This window comes from Streptococcus koreensis (assembly GCF_003627135.1).
GTDB lineage: Bacteria > Bacillota > Bacilli > Lactobacillales > Streptococcaceae > Streptococcus > Streptococcus ilei.
Map to the genome: position 1 here is coordinate 1,901,614 of NZ_CP032620.1, position 20,770 is coordinate 1,922,383.

General features: G+C 41.6%; 18 protein-coding genes and 2 pseudogenes. 3 read left to right on the top strand and 17 right to left on the bottom strand.

All coding sequences use genetic code 11. The features are described 5' to 3' along the window. Nucleotides 1-33 precede the first annotated feature (33 nt). The 12 genes and pseudogenes from D7D50_RS09495 to D7D50_RS09550 all read right to left on the bottom strand — a co-directional run. A pseudogene (locus D7D50_RS09495) lies at nt 34-147 on the bottom strand (spermidine/putrescine ABC transporter substrate-binding protein); the annotation flags it as partial. A 9-nt stretch (nt 148-156) separates the two neighbouring features. Next, on the bottom strand, nt 157-1,098 hold the full coding sequence (gene prsA / locus D7D50_RS09500) for a peptidylprolyl isomerase PrsA (RefSeq protein WP_120702163.1): 942 nt from the start codon (nt 1,096-1,098) through the stop codon (nt 157-159). A 77-nt stretch (nt 1,099-1,175) separates the two neighbouring features. Next, the gene (locus D7D50_RS09505) at nt 1,176-1,889 is read right to left on the bottom strand and encodes an O-methyltransferase (protein ID WP_120702165.1); all 714 of its coding nucleotides are present in this window, start codon (nt 1,887-1,889) and stop codon (nt 1,176-1,178) included. A gap of 1 nt (nt 1,890) precedes the next feature. Further along, the gene (gene pepF, locus D7D50_RS09510; protein ID WP_120702166.1) at nt 1,891-3,693 is read right to left on the bottom strand and encodes an oligoendopeptidase F; all 1,803 of its coding nucleotides are present in this window, start codon (nt 3,691-3,693) and stop codon (nt 1,891-1,893) included. Between the two features lie 68 nt (nt 3,694-3,761). Further along, entirely contained in the window at nt 3,762-3,971 is a 210-nt protein-coding gene (locus D7D50_RS09515; RefSeq protein ID WP_023022716.1) for a hypothetical protein, read from the bottom strand. A 168-nt stretch (nt 3,972-4,139) separates the two neighbouring features. Beyond that, the gene (locus tag D7D50_RS09520; protein WP_023022714.1) at nt 4,140-5,090 is read right to left on the bottom strand and encodes a competence protein CoiA; all 951 of its coding nucleotides are present in this window, start codon (nt 5,088-5,090) and stop codon (nt 4,140-4,142) included. A 424-nt stretch (nt 5,091-5,514) separates the two neighbouring features. Continuing rightward, nucleotides 5,515-6,069 carry a hypothetical protein gene (locus D7D50_RS09525; RefSeq protein WP_023022712.1) on the bottom strand — a complete coding sequence of 185 codons (555 nt, stop codon included), beginning with the start codon at nt 6,067-6,069 and terminating at the stop codon, nt 5,515-5,517. Nucleotides 6,070-6,229: 160 nt separating this feature from the next. Then, nucleotides 6,230-6,781, bottom strand: coding sequence for a hypothetical protein (locus D7D50_RS09530; protein WP_023022710.1), 552 nt, complete (start codon nt 6,779-6,781; stop codon nt 6,230-6,232). 356 nt (nt 6,782-7,137) lie between these two features. Further along, nucleotides 7,138-8,427, bottom strand: a complete 1,290-nt coding sequence (locus D7D50_RS09535) for a D-alanyl-D-alanine carboxypeptidase family protein (RefSeq protein WP_023022708.1) — start codon at nt 8,425-8,427, stop codon at nt 7,138-7,140. Nucleotides 8,428-8,510: 83 nt separating this feature from the next. Further along, the gene (locus D7D50_RS09540; RefSeq protein WP_120702168.1) at nt 8,511-9,674 is read right to left on the bottom strand and encodes an MFS transporter; all 1,164 of its coding nucleotides are present in this window, start codon (nt 9,672-9,674) and stop codon (nt 8,511-8,513) included. Between the two features lie 72 nt (nt 9,675-9,746). Continuing rightward, complete coding sequence (locus D7D50_RS09545; protein ID WP_120702170.1) at nt 9,747-11,081, bottom strand: DUF1958 domain-containing protein; 1,335 nt, start codon at nt 11,079-11,081, stop codon at nt 9,747-9,749. 99 nt (nt 11,082-11,180) lie between these two features. Continuing rightward, a complete protein-coding gene (locus D7D50_RS09550) occupies nt 11,181-11,891 on the bottom strand; it encodes a glucosamine-6-phosphate deaminase (RefSeq protein ID WP_120702172.1) in 711 nt (236 codons plus the stop codon). Between the two features lie 203 nt (nt 11,892-12,094). Here D7D50_RS09550 and queA point away from each other — a divergent pair, with 203 nt between their 5' ends. Both queA and D7D50_RS09560 read left to right on the top strand, forming a co-directional pair. Next, entirely contained in the window at nt 12,095-13,123 is a 1,029-nt protein-coding gene (gene queA / locus D7D50_RS09555; RefSeq protein ID WP_120702174.1) for a tRNA preQ1(34) S-adenosylmethionine ribosyltransferase-isomerase QueA, read from the top strand. Nucleotides 13,124-13,135: 12 nt separating this feature from the next. Beyond that, the gene (locus D7D50_RS09560; protein WP_006596653.1) at nt 13,136-13,606 is read left to right on the top strand and encodes an arginine repressor; all 471 of its coding nucleotides are present in this window, start codon (nt 13,136-13,138) and stop codon (nt 13,604-13,606) included. A gap of 249 nt (nt 13,607-13,855) precedes the next feature. Here the strand turns inward: D7D50_RS09560 and D7D50_RS09565 are convergent, their stop codons facing one another. Beyond that, on the bottom strand, nt 13,856-14,905 hold the full coding sequence (locus tag D7D50_RS09565; RefSeq protein ID WP_120702175.1) for a DUF389 domain-containing protein: 1,050 nt from the start codon (nt 14,903-14,905) through the stop codon (nt 13,856-13,858). Between the two features lie 502 nt (nt 14,906-15,407). On the opposite strand from D7D50_RS09565, the pseudogene D7D50_RS09570 reads away from it, so the two are divergent. Next, a pseudogene (locus D7D50_RS09570) lies at nt 15,408-15,527 on the top strand (transposase); the annotation flags it as partial. Nucleotides 15,528-15,621: 94 nt separating this feature from the next. On the opposite strand, the gene D7D50_RS09575 reads toward D7D50_RS09570, so the two are convergent. The 4 genes from D7D50_RS09575 to argF all read right to left on the bottom strand — a co-directional run bounded on the left by D7D50_RS09575 (nt 15,622) and on the right by argF (nt 20,735). Continuing rightward, complete coding sequence (locus D7D50_RS09575; RefSeq protein WP_120702177.1) at nt 15,622-16,956, bottom strand: dipeptidase; 1,335 nt, start codon at nt 16,954-16,956, stop codon at nt 15,622-15,624. 17 nt (nt 16,957-16,973) lie between these two features. Then, on the bottom strand, nt 16,974-18,485 hold the full coding sequence (locus D7D50_RS09580; protein WP_117744030.1) for a YfcC family protein: 1,512 nt from the start codon (nt 18,483-18,485) through the stop codon (nt 16,974-16,976). A gap of 203 nt (nt 18,486-18,688) precedes the next feature. Next, nucleotides 18,689-19,633: a carbamate kinase gene (arcC, locus tag D7D50_RS09585; RefSeq protein ID WP_048789627.1), complete on the bottom strand. Its 945-nt coding sequence runs from the start codon at nt 19,631-19,633 to the stop codon at nt 18,689-18,691. An 85-nt stretch (nt 19,634-19,718) separates the two neighbouring features. After that, entirely contained in the window at nt 19,719-20,735 is a 1,017-nt protein-coding gene (gene argF, locus D7D50_RS09590) for an ornithine carbamoyltransferase (protein ID WP_006596657.1), read from the bottom strand. Nucleotides 20,736-20,770 lie beyond the last annotated feature (35 nt).

A 20,770-nucleotide genomic window follows, 5' to 3' on the forward strand; every position in this document is an offset into this window, starting at 1 on the left:
AGCTGTTACTGATTCGTTTTCTTTTATATACTCCTACTTCCGAGACATCTTAAATTGTAGGAAGAGGTCGCTGTAGATTCCTGTCCATTTATGGACAAATTTCTCATAAACTTCTAAGTACTTCATAATTTCTGCATCCGGAAAAAAGAATTATCCTTATTTAGAAGATGAGCTGCCTTCTGTGGTTGCACCAATATTTTGCATGTATTGGTTGAAGGTTGCCTTGAAGGCATCATCTTTCACCTTGATATTGGCATTTGTCATTGCTTTGGCAATGATGCTACGGATAAAGTTGGCATCATTTTTACGATCTGCCGTTAGAATTTCTTTCAAGCGTTTTTCGTATTTCTTCCAATCAGAACCTTTTTCTTCCTTCTTGGTTACTTTCACGATATAGTAGCTAGCAGCGTTATTTTGACTAGCAGGAACAATGATAACATCAGAAATACCATTTACATCAAGCTTAGACGCCGCTTCCTTGACACGGGTTGGAACCGTTGTTGTTCCAGAGTCAAATTTGATTTCTCCACCCTTATCCTTGGTGCTAGCATCTGTAGAGTTTTCTTTGGCAATTTGTGCAAAGTCTGCTCCTTCAGCTTTTACACTTGCAAGAACTTCATTGGCTTTTTCTTCTGAATCCAATTTAATCACATTTGCAGTGATTTCTGGTGTATAAGTTTCAAAGGCTTTCTTGTATGCTTCGTCTGTCAACTCTTTTGAAATAGCTTGGTCAACCGCATACTCTAACAAAAGGTTGCTACGGATTTGTTGTTTGTTGGTTTCTTCTGTTAAACCTTGTTGTGTGAGGTAGCTATTGAAAGCTTCACCCAATTGTTTTTTCTGCTCATCAACTTTTTTCTCAACATCTTTGTCTGAGACTTTTGAGCCGTATTCTTTTTCAAAGACTTTGTTAATCGTCATTTGGAAAAGGTATTGTTGTGCACCTTGGTTGTGTTTGATTTCATCATAGAAGTCACCAACAGTAATGGTATCTCCCTTCATGGTGACGATATCTTTGTCACTGCCACTTTTTGCACAAGCTGCTAGCGCTACGACTGATAAAAGGGTTACCGCTCCAGCTACAAATTTTTTCTTCATGTTTATTTCTCCATTCTAAAATTCACTGCTACTATTTTACCACAAATTCAACAGGATAACTTAAAAAAGTCTAAAAGCTACTCTTCTGTCGGCAAAGAAACCTCTTCCTGATTTTTACGAATCATAAGAATGCCGTCACCGAGGGGAATCAGACTGGCTGTCAAGCCAGGATGGTCCAAAGTGGCGTCAAAGAGACGTTGCAAACCTCGATAGATGGTCCGTTGTCCACGACGAACTTCCATAATATCACGCGCCACATCTCCTCCTTGGAAGATATCGTCCAAAATCACGACTCCTCCAACTTCCAATCGTTTGAGAACTTCTGGAAGAAAGACGATGTACTTAGACTTAGCCGAATCCATAAAAATCAAGTCAAAGCGTTGCTCAATATGCTCCAGCAGGTCCACCGCATCTCCCTCTAAGAGAGTGATTTGCTTGCGTTGATCAAAACGAGCAAAGTTTTCCTTGGCAAAACCAATCATTTCCTCGTTGCGATCAATGGTCATAATCTTTGCATCCGGCACTTGCTCCGCCATCAAGAGGGCTGAAAAGCCGATCGCTGTCCCAATTTCTAAAATAGACTTGGGCTGCATGGTCTGCAAAAAGAGACGAAAGAAAGCGACCGTTTCATGAGGGATAATGGGAATATTTTCCCGACGAGCAAATTCTTCTAGCTCCTTTAAAGCATCGGTTACCGGTGCTTGGCGCTCCCGCATGAAGGAGACAATCTCCTCCTTCACGACCGGTCTGCGCATATTGTGGTTAGCATTTTTACTGTAAGACTCAACCATCTTAGGCCAATCCTAATTTTTCAACCAGAGCCTCAAATTCATTGAGACGACGTTCAAAGACTTCAAAGGCTGCATTGAGATAGTCTTCTTTTTCCATATCGACACCCGCCTTGCGGATCACGTTGAGTGGATAATCCGAATTTCCGGCCTTTAAATACTCTAGGTATTTGTCCTTATCTTCCTGTGTTCCATGCACAATTTTCTCAGCCAAGGCAGAGGCTGCTGCAAAACCAGTTGAATATTGGAAAACATAGTAGTTATAGTAGAAATGAGGAATGCGAGCCCATTCGTATTGGATTTCTGGGTTATCTTCTTTTGAAAGACCATAATATTTCTCGTTCAAGTCTGCATACAGCTCATTCAAGAATTCGCTGGTCAAGACTTGTCCTTCTTGGTCGGCCTTGTGAATCGCATGTTCAAACTCAGCAAACTGGGTTTGACGGAAGACTGTACCACGGAAGCCATCCAAGAAATGGTTGAGAATGGCAAAACGGGTTTCATCATCTTCTACTTCTGCCAATAATTGCTCGGTCAAGATATTTTCATTTGTTGTGGAAGCAATCTCAGCAAGGAAGATAGAATAATCCCCATAGACATAAGGTTGGGTTTCACGGGTATAGCTAGAATGCATACTGTGGCCAGTCTCATGCACTAAGGTGAAGAGATTATCCAATGTATCTTGCCAGTTCAACAACATAAAGGCATTGGTGTCGTACGATCCACCTGAATAGGCACCTGAACGTTTTCCTTGGTTGACATGGACGTCGATCCAACGTTCAGTAAAGGCGCGCTTCACGCGTGATAGGTAGTCATCTCCAAGCACCGCCAAAGCTTGCTCAGACTTAGCAATAGCTTCTTCATAGGTGAACTTGTAATCAGTAGAAGACAGTGGCGTGTAGACATCATACATCTTCAAATCTTCAATTCCCAAGATTTTTGAGCGGAGTTTCACGTAGCGTTGCAACAAAGGCAAGTGCTTGTTCACCGCTTCTACCAAGCTATCATAGACGCTTTCTGGGATAAAGTTAGCAGAAAGAGCTGCCTCACGCGCGCTTGAGAATTTGCGAACCTTGGCATTGTAATTGTGAACCTTGACGTTGGTCTGAAGGGTCTTCGCATAAGTATGTTGGTACTGTTCGTAGACACCATACAAGGCTTGGTAAGCTTCCTTACGTACTTGGCGATCCTTAGACTCTACTAAAGAAATATAGTTCCCATGGGTCAACTGCACTTCTTGGCCTTGGTCATCCTTCACCATCGGGAAGACGATATCTGCATTGTCCAAGATCTCAAAAGTTTCACCCGCTGCAGCGAAGATTTCACCCGCTCCTGCTAATAATTCTTCTTCTTTTTGAGAAAGGACATGCTCTTTGGTTTTGAGTAATTTATCAAAGTAATGAGCATAAGCTTCTAGGGCAGGGACTTCTTTCAAGAAGTTGGTATATTGCTCTTCGGTGATCTCCATAAATTCTGGTTCGTAGAAGGCAAAGGTCTCCCCTAAAAGGCTGTATAGGGACATGGCTTTTGATTGGAATTCTTGGTATTTGGCTACGCGTGTGTCCTGGTCATTCTTCATATGAGCGTAGACATAAACCTTCTCCAAACGACGGCTCAAGTCCAAATAAACTTCTGTGGTTTCTAATAGGTTGGCTGGAGAAGACAATAAAGAGCCTGCAAAATGGGCAGCATCTTTAATAGCTGCAGCTAAGGCAGTTGCTTCTTCTTCCCATGCTTGGTCTGTCGCAAAAATGGTCGACAAATCCCATTGGTATTTTTCATCAATTTCATTTCGTTGTTTTACCATTACAAAAATCCTCCAATGCTTCTATTCTAACATAAAAAGCACCTAGATTATTATCTAAGTACTTATTTTTATACAAAATGAACTTCTTGACCTTCCGTCAACATTTCAGCTTTTGAAATCAAGACCTCTGAAAAAATGTTCGTCGGAGCTCCCACAACTTTATAGTAATTTTCAAAATTAACGGTCAAAAACTTGCCCACTACTCCGGATTCGGGGATATTTTCGTCTAAATTGATAGACGTACCGAAGGGTAACTGTAAAATATGTTTAATCTTCATATTTTTTCAATTCCTCCTTCCAATACTTCAGATTCTTCTTTGTTTGTTCGCTTTCGTTTCTAGGTATATTATACCTCTTTTCTACCGAAAGTAAATAGTTTTGCGCGTCTATTTCAGCTTTTATTCTGCTGAAATATTACCATTTGGGGGTATTTGATTGACAGAAATTTAAGCTTTCCAGTTCTGATAAAAACGAGGTGAATAAAGAGTCTGCGTCGCTTTCATTCCAGTTGAACGATAGTAGGTCATAAAGTTCTGATAATAGGCTTGCCAGTCTCCCCTAATCTGAATAAAATTCCTAGACTTCAGTGGCCGACACAGGGGATAAAAGGCTTCCAAGTCCAACTCCAGGAGATGCTTTCCTTTCAGATAGAGTTGTTCTTGGAGGGCCATCCACTTAGGATGCCGGTAATACAGCTGTTGACGAAGATAGTCCTTAAACTGTCTGTCTAGAGAGACCGTCATTCGTTGCAAGCCTTGTTGGGCATAGGGGGTCCGCAAAACATCTAACAAATTCCCTCCATAAAAAGGAAAATGTTGAGTCCGATAATGAAGACGCCCTCGCAAGTCTTGATGGATCAGATAGTGGAGCCGAACTTCCTGTTGCTCTAGATCCAACTCCCAGAGATGAAAGCCCCTATTTTGACTAAAATAGACAAAACCTTCTTGCAGAGCTGACAGGCTTTTCTTGAGCCATAAGTTTTTCCCTAGCAACCAGTAAACTTGATAACCATGCTTGCGATAGGCATCGCTCCGTTCTTTTAAACGCTCCATGGACAAGGAACTACATTGCACTTCTAAGGCAAGCTTTTGATCTGGAAGGAGAATATCCGCAATCTGTTGGAAAACCTGCAGAGAACTTTCTACTTCAGCATTGGAGTGTTGCTTGGCCCATTGATAAAGTGCCAGCTTTAACTCCAAATGCTCTGGACTCTCCGTTTCATGATGGAAGGGGCAAGCCTCTAAGCTAACGTGAGCAAAATGAGGACGCATCACGGACCCTTTCTTTAAGCGAACTTCCTTTCCACACAGGAGACAGAAAAAAGGACCTTCCTTTTTCATCGGGATCTTCTCCAAACAATTCCAACGCTGTTGCTTTGCATCTGTCGCAATAAACATGTCATCACCTCCACTTATATAATTCGTAACCGAAGAGGCTTCTATAGAAGAGAAAGAAAAAAAGGAGCCCAGCTCCTTGTTGAATCCAGACAAACTATTATTTTTTTATAAAACAGTTGGATGATTTTCAAAAAATGACTTTCATTTTTTAGTCGTTTAAGAAGATGAAAAACTTTCCGCCGTGAGAAAAGTGCCTGAAACACAGTTGTTTCAGGCACTCGGGAGTTTTGAGACCTTAGGCTCAAAACTAAGTCATGGAACTTCGTAGAAGTTCGCTGACGTCCGTACTCACCTAAGGAAAGTTTCTAAAATTACTTTATCTTCAATCTGAAAGGAGCTAAGCTCCTTGTTTAGATATAATCGTCCTTACATGTAAAGCAACTGCTCATCCATCCTAGACGAGACGTTTAAAAACATCCCTCGCTTATTGATCTGACTCACTCGAATTCTCGTCTGATGCCGGATCTGGAGTTTCCGATGATGGAGCGGTCCCATTTTCAGATGCTTCAGCTTGTTTTCGAGCCGTTTCAAATTTTTCAACAATGGTTGCACGAGTAGCTTCCGGGACATCGGTGTCTTCAGGCCCTATCGTATCCATGAATTCATTAAAACGGGCCTTGCTCGTTTCCATTTTCTCCTTCAAGTCTTTCAGATAAGTCTCATAGGTCTCTTTTGCAGAGCCCGTGAGGGATGCTCCTGCTTCTTCCGAATGAGCAACTGTTCGGTCCGTCATCAAAGCATAGAGAGCTTTAAAATCCCCCACGGTTCTAGCATTTTCAAGTTCCTCATCTGTATACAAAACAAAAGGAGACTCTGAGGATCCTTTCAAGCTGGTCACTTTCTTGCCCTGAGAAGCGCTAGAAGACTGGGTTATTTTCTGAACTGACTTTTCACTGGACGAGGTCCCTTCTTGATTCGAGCAGGCTACTAGCCCAAGCGCTCCCAATAAAGCAGTCATTGATAATAGTCTTTTTTTCATTCATTCTCTCCTTTTTATCATTCCACTACCATTCTAGCATCAAGCCAGGTTGCCGTCAATTCATACCTGTCCCCTGATTCTTTAAAAAAAGACCAGAGATCAGTCTATCTCCGGTCTATCGATTTAGCTTTTGACAAAAAGTCCAATGCTACCAATCTATTTATTCATCTGAATCGCTATCTTCATCGTCTGAGTCTTGGTCAACTGGTGACTCTGATGAGTCTTTGGCAGAGTCGCGAGCATCCTTCAACTGTTCAATAAAGGTTTCACGAAACTCTTTTGGAACTTCCGCATTATCATCCCCATAACGCTCAACAGCTTTATTGAAGGCTTCCTTAGTTTGTGCAAGAGTCTCCTTAAGCGAATCTGCTACTTGAGCAAATGACTCTTTGGCACTTTCAGGAAGAGATTCCATCGATTCAGTCATCAGGCGATTGGATTCATCCACGATTTTTGCGAAGCACTTTTTAAAATCACCAACTGTTTTTAATTTTTCAAGCTCTTCGTCTGATGGGAAGATATCATTTGTTGTTTGAGAACTAGTATTAGAAGAAGTCTTTTCTGCCTTTGATGAGCTAGAAGATTTGCTTGTTACCTTTTCTGTCTTCTCAGTAGATGAAGAAGCTTCGGTTTTTACTTCTTGCTTACCTGAACAAGCCGCAAGCGAAGCAACTGCCAATAAAGCGGTAGTAGATAAAATCAATTTTTTCATTTGATAACTCCTTTAATATTGATTCGAGTCCATTTTACCATCAAATAATTTCACCGTCAAATCAATTACTAGTTCATGATAGTTTGTGAAATAATATCCGAATATGGAGGCCCCCACTACTCTAGCACTACTTCTCTCCTACCTAAAACTGGTTGTTCAGTTGTTTCACTACAAGAAAAAGGCTGGGACAAAAGTCCTAGCCTCTCAATTGTCTTTGGAGTGTCGAGCAAGACGCAGTGGTTGAGCGGGCTCTACTACGCTGATTTCATCAACTTTTACAGCCCTACTCAACTTTGCGGAGGTGGGACGACGAAATCGAATTCTAACGAATGACCGATTTCTGTCCCACTCTTTTTTTATTTTCTCTTATATCTTATGTTAAAGAAAATTCTTAGGAAAATGAAGGGAAGGAAGCAAAAAAGCCACATTGGATCCCAGCCTTTTTGACGCGTGCTAGTGGACTTCTGATGGGACGCCTGTACTGCGCTTACAGCCTGTGTTTGCTGAATAGACGGAGAAACAGTTTGCAAGCCATTTGCAATTTGTAGCTGGCCATTTTGAACACTGACCTCTGGATTGGTCCCTCTTTTCACCGTAGCATAGAAGGGTTTGTCTAAGTGATAGGTTTGCCCCTGAATCGTGTGATCCCCTGTAGGCAGCACCTCTTTGTACTCATAATCCTGATAGAGTCTTTCAATCAGGGCATTTCCAATGACGTGGCGCAGGCTCTCTGCAATTTCCACATCGTAATGCCCAACTCCCATAATGACTTGAACAAATCGCTGATTTCCGCGATTAACCGTCAAGGTGTAATTATAATCTGCTGTCGGACTAGAGCCGGTTTTTAGGCCATCCGCTCCCTTAAGAGAATACCTTCCACCTTCTAAGGAATAATTATAATTTTCATGGGTTTCTTCATAATCTGTCCCTTGGAAGAGTGTTATCTTGGCATTTTTAGTATAGTTGAGAATTTCAGGGAACTCATTAACTATGTGATAGGCCAAAATAGACATATCTCTTGCTGTTGTTTGGTTAATGGCATGTTGATCATAGCGGGTCGGATTATAGTAGCCATCTAAGACTGCAGTTGGGGCACCATTAGGATTGTTCCACTTGGTATTGGTCATTCCAATTTCCTGGGCCCGCTGGTTCATCAAATCCAAGAATTTATCTGGATCTCCTCCAGACACCTTATTGGCAATCATGATGGTAGCGGCACTAGATGAAGGAACAAAAATCATATTTAGGAGGGTCGATACCTTGTATTGAGCCCCCGCCACAATGGGACTATTGCTCAACTTCTGATTTTGAGAAATGATCACATCCGTATCTGTCGCTGTAATCAAGGTATCATAATCCAGCTGCCCTTCTTTAATAGCTCTCAGAAGCACGTAGACGGACATCAATTTAGCCATACTGCCGGAGTCACGAGGAGCATCGATATTATCTCCATAAACAATCGCTCCTGTGTGAGCATCGACGACAATATCTGCCTTGGGACGGAAAAATTCATCCACCGAAGTCCCTGATTTTTCCGTGATCGACATGATGTCTTCTTGTTGGTAAAGATCATCTGCCTTTGCTAGCATCGGGAAACATAGGCAAGCAAGGGAAAGTGTTGCAAATAAGGCACGTTTAAACTTCATTCTCTCTCATTTCTTTCATAAACATCATCGTTCTTCATTATAGCATAAGTCCTTCTATTCACAAACTCTATTTCCTAAACTTTTTACTCCTTCGTGTTCCCAAAGAGACCTGGAGATTTTCCTTTTGGCATCTTTAAAAAGAGACTTAGTAGAAGGACGAGGACCAGGACAGCCACCAAGAAGTAACTCATCATTGAAAATCCACCGTGATCCACAAAGAAAGCTGCTAGCGGTTGCAAGAAAATGGTACCAAGGTAGCGAACTCCCTGCATGAGAGCCATGGCTAAGACTAGATCTTTCTTATCCACCTGTTGAGAGATAAAACGTAAAGAGACCATGATCAACACCATCCCCGTCGTATGCTTGGCCAAAAGAGTGACTAGCACTTTTAAGAAGACAGGACTCGGAAGAGCATAGATGAAATACTGGAGTAGGAGAATCCCTACAGGAAGCAAAATTAGTAGACGCAAGGGCCAATGGTCCATAAAACGGTCCGAGAAAAAGATAAGAGGCGCTTCAACAACGACAGATATCGCCACAACCGTAGATGCGATTTGGACAGGGAGCCCACTATCCATCAAGAGAGCTGGAATATAGGTATGGCCGATATTGCCCACACCTGACACAATCCCCATCAAAAGTAAGAAAAAGAGATAGGGACCATTGTGGAGCAAAGGACGGATCGATACAGCTTCTTTCTGTACCCGATTGGTCTTGTCTATACGAATAGCTCCTAAGGTGAAGAAACTAAGAAGGAGTGTTACCAAAACACAATAGTAAACAGACTGGGGGCTAAGATGAGCATAGAGCCAACCAGCTAGCTGCGCTCCAGCAGCATAGCCTAGAGTTCCCCAAACGCGAATTTTTCCAAAAGCATAGGGACTCTGGGTAGCAAAAACTTCCATCATGGGTGCCGTTCCATTTAGACACAGTAAAACCAAACCATAAAAAATCGTCAACCAAAAGTAGTTAGGGGCCCAGATAAAACCACCCACCCCTGCCATGAGGACGACCAAGCTCAAAGTGGTGATTTTAACAATGCCAAATCGTTCATTGATATAACCAAATAAGGGCTGGGCAAGCATGGATAGGAAAAAGGCCGTTGATACCAAATTAGAGACCTGACTGGCTGAATACTGCCGGCCTATAAGATAGACAGAGATGAGAGTCGTAAAGAGAGCAGTCGACATGAAGTAAAACCAATATAAAAATAAATAAGCAGGATAGGAATTTCGAAATGCTTTCATAAGTTTCCTTTCAATTTTAAACAGAAGAGGCAATGACAAAACCCAACTGGATTTCAGTTGAGTTTTGATCATTTATTTTTTGTAGCGATTCTGAGCCTTGAGCGCACGTTTTTTGCGATGGGCCCTTTCTACATACAGAATCATAGCAAGTATACCAATTGGAACCAGAATAACCAGACTTTCAAGCGGGAAGCGGATGGATTTCTTTGTAGATGGTGCCACAGTACTTTGGGTATCTGATTGATCCACTGCTCCTTCTTTTACTGGAAGTCCATCAGAAATCTTTTCTGATAGGGTCATCAAGCCTGAATCCGCCTCTACCTGTCCATCTTTGACAACTAGTTTTGGATCCTCTTCTCCCTTTTTCACCGTAGCATAGAACGGTTGATCTAGCGTGTAGGTCTTTCCATCAATAGTCTGTACACCCTTGTCCAATAACTTTTTATAACTATAATCTGCAAAAGCTTTTTCGATCAAGGCATTGCCAAATGGATGTCGATAGTATTCACCATCCTGGTCAGACCAATCACCAACTCCCATTACGACGGAGATAATTCGTTGGTCCCCTCGTTTAGCGGTTGCGATGTAGTTAAAGGCACCACGTGGACTCGAACCTGTCTTCAGACCATCTACTCCTTCAAGAGCATATCTGGCTCCTGGTAAAGAATAGTTATAGGTATCAAAGGTTTCCTCATAAGGAGTTCCTTGTTTGACGGTCACCTTAGCCTGATTGGTGTAGCTAAGGATATCAGGATATTCTTTCACGAAATGATAGACGAGAATAGCCAAGTCTCTTGCAGTTGTCTGGTTGGCTGCATCATTTGGATAGTTATAACTGGTATATAAACCTTGGAAGGTTGAAATGGCCGCACCACTCGGATTGTTCCAAATGGTATTGGTCATCCCCAATTCCTTGGACTTTTCGTTCATCCGCTGAATAAAGGCATCAGCATCATGGTTAGAAAGGAGATTGGCCAACATAATCGTCGCCACATTGGAGGATGGAACAGCAGTCATGGTAATCAATTCAGAGACCGTATAATCCACTCCTGCAACGATGTTATTGTTGGAAATCTCATAGATTTTTGACATAGATTGATCCGCAGCCGTTGCAGTGACAACCGTATCTTTAGTGATTTTCCCCTCTTTCATGGATTCGAAAAGCAGATACAGTGTCATGAGCTTACTCATACTTGCAGGATCCCGCACTTCATCAATATTGTCTCTCCACAAAACATCCCCTGTATTCGCATCGATGACGAGGGAAGACCTTGGTCGGTTATAGGCCTGCACATGATCATTCGGATACATTTTTTGCGCCATATCCACTAGCTCATCTGCCGCGATCGACAGAGGGCGGAGGAGAGATAGAATGACGATTCCTAAAACGAGCAACTTCTTCTTCAAAATATATTTTCCTCAAATATAGAATTTTATCTTATTGTACCATACTTCAAGCTATAAAAAAACCTATCTTTCGGGATATTTCAGATAGGTCTCTCTGTTTCAACTATTTACAATAAGCTCAAGGGCTGCTTGGTCTGCAATAATGACGACATCTGGGTGTCCTTGAAGGGCACTCGCTGGTAAACTCTCTGTTTTTGGACCATTGACCATTCCTGCGATTGCTTGAGCTTTTGATTCTCCATAGGCAAAGAGAATAATGGACTTAGCGGCGAGAATGTTTGCAATCCCCATTGAAATGGCTTGAGTCGGAACATCTTCAATTTTTTCAAAGAAGCGAGAGTTGGCTTCAATCGTTGATTGATCCAAATGGACCAAATGCGTTTGGCTGTCAAATGGTGTACCTGGTTCGTTAAAACCAATGTGGCCATTGCGACCAATCCCTAGAATTTGCAGATCTACTGGATTTTGGGCCAAAATTTCATTGTAATGAGCTGTTTCTTCTTCTGCAGTATCTTCATTTCCTTTTGGAAGATAGCTGACTTTAAAAGGTTTCTCATTGAATAAATTTTCCTGCATAAAGTAACGATAAGATTGAGGATCTTCACCCGTCAAGCCGACATACTCATCCAAGTTGACACTGACCATGTCTGAAAAATCCAAGTCACTTTCTCGAATCAATTTATAAAATTCAAGTGGACTGCTTCCAGTCGCAAGCCCCAGAGTTTTCGCACCTTGTTCTAACTTTTCTTTTAGCAGGTCAAAAGCAACCTGCCCTCCTTCAATTTGATTGGCTACTTCAATAACTTTCATGATGAAACCTCCGCTTATTTCTTATATTCATTATATGGTATAGACCAATTTTTGTCAAGCGCTTTCTTCATGCTAGACAAGGAATTTTTTACTTCTCTCCGTCAAAATTCAGCTAGTCATTTCCTTTGTTTCACTCTTATTTCATGATATAATGGGGAAGGTTAAATGTAAGAAATAGAAGAATTTAGAAACAAGGAGAGACCATGAATACAAACGACTTTGATTTCCACCTCCCCGAGGAGTTAATTGCGCAAACTCCTCTAGAAAAGCGCGATGCCTCCAAACTACTAATCCTCAATCGCCAAACAGGTCAGATGGAAGACCAGCATTTTGATGCCATTATCAATGAGTTAGAACCAGGGGATGCTTTGGTGATGAACAATACCCGTGTCCTTCCAGCTCGTCTCCACGGGGTCAAACCAGATACCGGGGGGCATGTGGAGCTTCTTCTCTTAAAAAATATCGAGGGCGATCAATGGGAGGTTCTTGCCAAACCTGCCAAACGTCTCAAAGAGGGAGGAACCGTCAGTTTTGGAGATGGACGTCTCCAAGCGACTCTAATTAAGAAACTGGAACACGGAGGCTGTATCGTAGAGTTTTCTTATCAAGGAATTTTCCTTGAAGTCTTGGAAAGTCTAGGAGAAATGCCCCTACCACCTTACATCCATGAAAAATTAGAAGATAAGGAACGCTACCAAACTGTCTATGCCAAAGAAAATGGATCCGCCGCTGCTCCAACTGCTGGCCTCCATTTTACACCTGAGCTGTTACAAAAAATCGAAGACAAAGGCGTTCACTTGGTTTATTTAACCCTCCATGTCGGACTTGGTACCTTCCGTCCAGTGTCCGTCGATGATGTAGACCAGCATGAGATGCATTCTGAGTTTTATCAACTTACTGAAGAAGCTGCCCAAACTCTTCGACAAGTTAAAGCGAGCGGTCACCGCATCGTAGCCGTTGGGACCACTTCTATCCGAACTTTGGAAACAATTGGAAATAAGTTTAATGGAGAGGTACAAGCAGACTCTGGTTGGACCAATATCTTTATCAAACCAGGCTATCAGTGGCAAGTTGTCGACGCCTTTTCAACCAACTTCCACCTACCAAAATCAACCTTAGTCATGCTCGTTTCTGCCTTCGCAGGTCGGGAATTTACTCTAGAAGCTTATCAGCACGCTATTGACCAAGGCTATCGTTTCTTTAGCTTTGGAGACGCTATGTTTATTAAATAAGGAGATTCCTTTATGAATAAGATTGAAAGTCGCCACCGCCTCATCCGGTCCATTATTTCAGAGAAAAAGATTCGGACCCAGCAGGAATTACAAGACAGCTTAGAAGCTAACGGTATCATCGTGACCCAATCAACCCTCTCAAGAGATGTCAAATCCTTGAATCTGGTAAAAATTAATGAGGGGGATACTTCTTACTATGCCATCAATAGCATCGCTCCATCCCGCTGGGAAAACCGACTGCGTTTTTATATGGAGGATGCCCTCGTCATGCTTCGTCCTGTCCAAAACCAAGTGGTGGTGAAAACTCTACCTGGACTGGCTCAGTCTTTCGGTGCTATCTTAGATGCCCTTGAATTACCACAAATTGTCGCAACCGTCTGCGGGGACGACGTCTGTCTCATCATCTGCGAAGACAATCAAGGAGCTTTGGATTGCTTTGAAAAATTGAAAGAATTCACTCCTCCTTTCTTCTTTAGCAAATAAAAAGTTTGGAAACTTGGTTTCCAAACTTTTAAAATGTAGACAAACGCCAAAAATAACGTTTGTCTACGTTCTGAGCAACAACTGAAATAGTTGTTGCTTTTTTATATTTTATTTAACCTGAGCTAGTATCGTAATTGGTCAAACCACCACAAATGGAATCTTCATCAACATCCTTTTCTATCCACCAACTTTTGGATATAAGATCTCTTCCCAAGATTTGCTTCCATGAGTTAGATAAGTCCAATATTCTCAATCCTTATCTGCTTCATTTTCTTTTACGAGATCGTTTTGTGAATCTTTTTCAGAGAGTTTTTGATCGATATACTTGTCAATGTTTTCGTAAAATTCCTTGGTCGTCTCACTATCTAATTTTGTCGAATTATGGACTTGATTGACTTTCAATTGAACAGATTGAATACCGTAAGATTCTTGTTTTTGGCGGATGGTTTCTAATTCTTCTTCTGAAATCGGATCTCCAACAACTGTCAAGACCAATTCATTGCTACTTGACTTGTAGACTTGATTAATGATCGTATGATTGGCGAACTCTTTTCCTACAAACTGTTTGATCCCTTCTTTTCGTGCTTGATCCATCGTCAGAGTGACTGCTGAATAGCTGGCTGGAAGAACCAATAATACAATCAAGGAGATCAACCCAATTCTCATTTTAATATTTAGCTCTTTAAATGAACTTAAGGGAGATTGTCTCATCATAATTCTTGTTCCAACAATATTGATTAGCATGATAAAGACACAGTTGATCAAGAAAAGATAGAGAGCCCCAAATAAAAATCGTACATTTCCATTAGCTAAACCATAGCCTGCAGTGCAGATAGGTGGCATCAGAGCTGTTGCAATGGCTACTCCTGGCACGATATTGTTTGCTTCTTTTTTTCTTGAACCAATGACACCTGCTATCCCACCCGCAATAGCAATGAGAACATCCCAAATGGTTGGAGAGGTTCGTGCAATCAATTCGCTACTTGCATAAGATAAGGGAGAAATCCAGAAATATAGAGTCGAGACAAGCAAACTGACCAATACTTGAGTAAATAAAACCCCTAGAGATTGCTTGATTAAACGCGTATCAAAAATAGCTAAACCAAACCCCAGTCCAATAATCGGTGTCATAAGAGGGGAAATCAGCATGGCTCCAATAACGACAGCTGTTGAATTCATATTTAGACCTATAGAGGCAATAAAAATCGAACACATTAAAATCACTGTATCTCTTAATCGAACATGAAGGTCATCATATAATTTCTCACGGTATTCCCGTGTTGAATAGTTTCTGGTCATTGGTTACTCCTTTTATTTCATATAATTTTGTTTCTGCATGGATGATGGTAGAGAGACTTCTGTCCAATCTTACATATTTTTAATCCTCATCTGTCATTCTATTGAAGATTATCCTTTAAATATCCATCAGTCCATCCTAAATATTATATCAAAAATTGTACAGTCTTTCTCTAAAGAAATCAATTAATTAAAAAGATAGAGAAAGGAAGAATTTTTGTTTCCTTATCCGAAGAAGAAAAAACGATATCTCCTCGAAAAGAAGATACCGTTTTAATGTTGAAACATGATGAGCGTGTTTCACAATTCATTGCTCCATTTTGATAGTTAACCAGAAGCCATAGATTCCAAACGTGATGATGGTTAGAAGAAACCACTTAATCTAGTTACTGAACAGTTGTGCTCCAGTCCCATCACTTCAGCTTCTGGAAAAGTCAATAGGATAGGGGGATGAGTAGAGATGATAAATTGAGAATTTTGATCAACCAGTTCTTTAAGATGCCACATAAGAGTCATCAAGCGAAATGCTTTTGGCTTCCGGAACTTTGACAACTTTAAAACTAGAATTCTCATTGCTTTGAATAGCAAAAAGGAGAGAACCAACTTGGTCCTCTCCAGGTTATAACTTTTCATCAACCCACTACAGTTGACAAAAAGCGCTTATGTTCTAATGACTTTGTCTTCAATCTGAAAGTCTGGCAACCAAGTTTCTAAACTTTTTATGTTGTCGCTAAACGTCGGATAGTCTCTGCATAGATTTCCAATGCACGATATAAATCTTCCAGTTTCGCTCGTTCATTAGCTTGGTGCTCTGTCTGTTCTGCACCTGGGAAAAGTGCCCCATAAGCCACACAATTCTCCATGGTTCGAGCAAAGGTTGCTCCTCCTGAAGACATAGCTGGGGTTTGATCCCCCGTTTCCTCTTGGTAGACCTTCATCAGAGTACTTACCAATGGGCTATCTAATGGCACGTAAAGTGGAGCTAAATAATCAAACTCTTCATACTGAAGTTGATAACTAGCCGCAACCTCAGTTAATCGCTCTACTAAAGCATCCTTGTCCGCTAAGACAGGGATCCGAATATCAATCCCGATTTCAGATCGTTCTTCATCGATGAAAAGGGTCGCAATATTGAAGGAAAGCGCACCACTTGGTTCATCTTTGATTTCACCAAAGAGAGCAGCCCCTGTCGCATCTTCTCCAACGGCATCTGCTATAAAGAGAAGAGCTGGGTGAGGCTGGATTATGGAAAGACTTTCCGCTAAGCCGACAATGGCATTGACACCTTCAGCCGCATCTTTCGAATGTTTAGAAAGACCAAGAACGGTCACTGCTCCTGCTTCTTCTGTATAGTTCACACCACTTTGGTCGATCACAGGTAAGAGTTCCTCTAAGCGTTGCCCCTTATAAGTCGCCTTATCTGGGACTACATTGAGGGCGCGACCAGCTTGCAAGGGAAGATCCTCCCAGCCTGGTCCATGGAGCTTCACTTGAAGCAAGCCTTTTTCAGCATAAGTTAATGGGAAAGAGGAATCCGGAGCAAAGCCAAGATCTGCTTTTTCTTCTATCTGATTGTAGCGATTCATACAGCGCCAGAGAGTTTCCTCGTCTGTACCAAATATAAAGCGGATCCGTTTGGTAAATGCAACTCCTTGGTCCAGAAGACTCTTAACTGCGTAAAGGGCCGCAAGGGATGGACCCTTATCATCTTGTACCCCACGTCCAATCAACCATCCATCCTTTAAAGTCGCCTCAAAAGGTGGCGTTTGCCAATCTTCTAAATCACCGGCTGGAACAACATCCAAGTGACAAAGAACGGCCAGGAGTTCTTCCCCCTGACCGATCTCTGCATATCCATAGTATCCTTCAGGATCTAGATACGTTTGAAAGCCCATTTCTTGAGCAATTTCTAACGTTTTCTCAAGGACATCTTGGATAGCTTGTCCAAACGGTGTTCCATTTTCACCTTCGTTTAAAACCGAAGGATAAGAAATGATGGTTTGAAGAGAGGTTAAAAACTGCTCTTTTACATCGTCCTTTATTCTATTTTTCATGAAACACCTACTTTATTCTATTGTAAGAATGGAACCACAGTTCCTAGTAGAAGAAGGGCAATGGTAATCACTACAATCGCTACGACCAATTTACCCATGAATTTCCACCATGCACTCAATTCAACACGTCCAAGAGCAAGAGCTCCCATTACGATACCTGAAGTTGGTGCGATCAAGTTCAAGACACCAGATGCAGATTGGTAAGCTGTAACAATCAAGCTAGCTGGTACATTGACGAATTTACCAAGAGGTGCCATGATACCCATTGTCGCGCTGGCAAGACCAGATGATGATGGAATCAAGAATGACATTGGCAAGTAGAAAATGTAAGTCAAGACAATGAACAATTGAGATGAAAGACCTTTAAGTCCTTCTTCACCCCAGTGAAGGATTGTTGCAGTGATCATACCGTCGTTCATGATGACTTGGATACCACGTGCTACTGCTACGATAATAGCAACACTCAAGAGGTCAGCTGCACCATTCATGAAGGATGAAATGATTTGTTCTTCTTTCAAGCCATAAATGATACCAACAAGGATTCCCATGAAGGCAAAGAGCATAGCTGTTTGAGGGAAATACCAAGTACCAAGAGCATCTGTGTTACCGATCAATTGACCAAGGTAAGGAACTTTATGGAGAGACTCGTTAAAGCTGTCAAAGAATGTAATACCCAAATCTTTGAATGGGATAAATCCAGCAACCATGATGACGAATGTTGAAATGAAGACGAGCAAGACACGTTTTTGTTTCTTGTTCATTTGTGAAGGAATTTCTTCGCCACTATCAACGTTGAAGTGTTTCAAATCTTCTTCACGAGTAGCATAGGTGAGAGATTTGGTTGGGTCTTTTTGAATTCTATCAGCGTAACGGTATACATAGTAGGTGCTAAGGGCTGTCATGACAATCCAGAAGATTAAACGAAGCAAGAGACCTGAAGCACTTGAGATACCTGCAGTATCAGATGCGATAACTGTCGCAAATGGGTTCAAGGTAGATGCCAAACATCCAATCTGTGAACCAAGCAAGATAATGGCTACCCCTGTCAAGCTGTCAAAACCAACAGACATCATAACAGGTACAAGAAGTGGATAGAAGGCCATGGTTTCCTCACCCATACCATAAGTTGTCCCACCAAGGGCAAACAATGGCATTAAGATCAAGATCAACATTTTTTCGCGGCCTTTGTATTTACGAACGATAGAAGCAATCCCTACATCAAGGGTACCTGTTTCGTTCACAACACCAAGGAAACCACCGACCATCAAGATAAAGAAGGCTACGTCAATGGCTGCACTGGTTGGTGCTTTACCAAGCATGGCATTGATTGGGGCCATCAAGACGTCCCAAATCCCTTGAGGATTTTGTTTCACAGCTTCATAACTACCTGCGATGATGGCACCACCATCGTCAACTTTGTATTGACCAGCTGGAATAATCCAAGTTAACACTGCCATAATGGCAATGATGATTAACAATACGGTATAAGATGAAGGCATCTTAAACCCTTTTTTCGCTTTTTCACTCATTTGCTTATCCTCCTAACGCAACAAAGTTTGAGTGACTCTTTCAAAAGGTTTATCTTTTAGAAAGCGCTTACCTATATGTTTATTTTATCATATTTAAGATTAAAAAACTAGTTTTTCCTAATCTTTTTTAGAAAAAACGAGGGGAGAATCTTTATACAAAATCCTGTAAAAATGGAATCTACTCCCCTCCTCATATTTATGAATTAGTCTTTAACGATAATTGTTCCACTTTCAGATTCAATCAAAGCGCCAAGGTTTTCAAGAGAAGTGATGACTGCTTTTCCTTCTGGACGACCATTTACAAAGGCGATGGCCGCTTCTACTTTAGGAAGCATGCTTCCTGGTGCAAATTGATCTTGTTTGATGTACTCTTCCAATTGAGCTACATTGACATGTTCCAATTTTTCTTGGTCTGGTTTGTTGTAGTTCACAAAGACATAATCTACACCTGTCAAAACGATGAAGAGGTCTGCTTCTACCAATTCAGCCAAACGTTGTGATGCAAAGTCTTTATCAATAACAGCTTCAACACCAGTCAAGCTACCATTTGCTTCTTTCACAACTGGGATACCACCGCCACCGGCAGCTACAACGACTTGTCCATCGTTTAACAAGGTACGGATAGTATTGATTTCTTTGATATCCACTGGTTTTGGTGATGCAACAACTTTACGCCATCCACGACCTGCATCTTCTTTGAAAGTTGCACCTGATTTTTCAGCTTCAGCTTTTGCTTCTTCTTCAGAGTAGAATGGGCCGATTGGTTTGCTCAAGTTAACGAAAGCTGGGTCATTTTTATCAACAACGACTTGTGTCACAACGGAAGCCACGTCTTTTTCGATGCCTTCTTCAAGAAGAGCGTTTTGAAGAGCATTTTGAAGCCAGTAACCAATGCTTCCTTCTGTCATTGCAACCAATGAATCCAATGGGAAAGCTGGGTTCTTTTCAGAATCTGCAGCCAAGTGTTGGAGCAAGAGGTTCCCTACTTGAGGACCATTTCCGTGAGTGATGATCAAGTCATCTCCGTTTTTAATTAATTTTACTAAGTGTTTTGCAGTTTCTACAAGTGCTTCTTGTTGCGCTTTTGCAGAAGGATCAGATGAGAGAATGGCATTTCCTCCCAAAGCAACGACGATTTTTCTTGACATAGGTTTTCCCTTTCTATAAAAAATAGGGGCAGGACTAAAGCTAGCAGTCCAGCCCCTATAGCTGTTGGTATACGGTTATAAAGTCTTAAACTTTTGGAATGTACAAGTTACCAAGAGTAGCTGCCATAACCGCTTTGATTGTGTGCATACGGTTTTCAGCTTGGTCAAAGTGACGAGCATATTTGCTGCGGAACACTTCGTCAGTAACTTCCATTTCTTCTACGCCGAATTTTTCAGCAACGTCTTTACCATAAACAGTGTTTGTGTCGTGGAAAGCTGGCAAGCAGTGCAAGAAGATCAAGTCTTCGTTATCAGCTTTCTTAACCAATTCCATGTTTACTTGGTAAGGTTTCAAAAGGGCAACACGTTCTGCAAATTTGTCTTCTTCACCCATAGATACCCAAACGTCAGTGTAAAGTACATCTGCACCTTTCACTGCCTCGTCAGCATCTTCAGTGATCAAGATATGAGCGCCACTTTCTTTCGCGAATCCTTCTGCCAATTCAACAATTTCTTGTTCTGGGAAGAGTTCTTTTGGTGAGAAGATGTGTACGTTCACACCAAGGATAGCACCTGTTACAAGAAGGCTGTTAGCAACGTTGTTACGTCCGTCACCACAGTACACAAGTGTCAAACCTTCAAGACGTCCAAAGTTTTCTTGAACAGTCAAGTAGTCAGCAAGCATTTGAGTTGGGTGCCATTCGTCAGTCAAACCATTCCATACTGGAACACCTGAGAATTCAGCCAATTCTTCAACCATGCGTTGGCTGAAACCACGGAATTCAATACCATCAAACATACGTCCAAGAACTTTTGCAGTATCTTCTGTAGATTCTTTTTTACCAAGTTGGATGTCGTTTGCACCAAGGTATTCTGGGTGAGCACCAAGGTCGATGGCTGCAGTAGTGAAGGCTGCACGAGTACGAGTTGAAGTTTTTTCAAACAAAAGCGCAATGTTTTTACCAGCTAGGTAGCGGTGGTCAATATTGCGTTTTTTAAGGTCTTTCAAGTGAGCTGAAAGTCCGATAAGGTATTCTAACTCTGCACGTGTAAAGTCTTTTTCTGCTAAAAAGCTACGTCCTTGGAATACTGAAGTTGTCATTAATTATCTCCTTTAATTATGCATGATAAGATCCT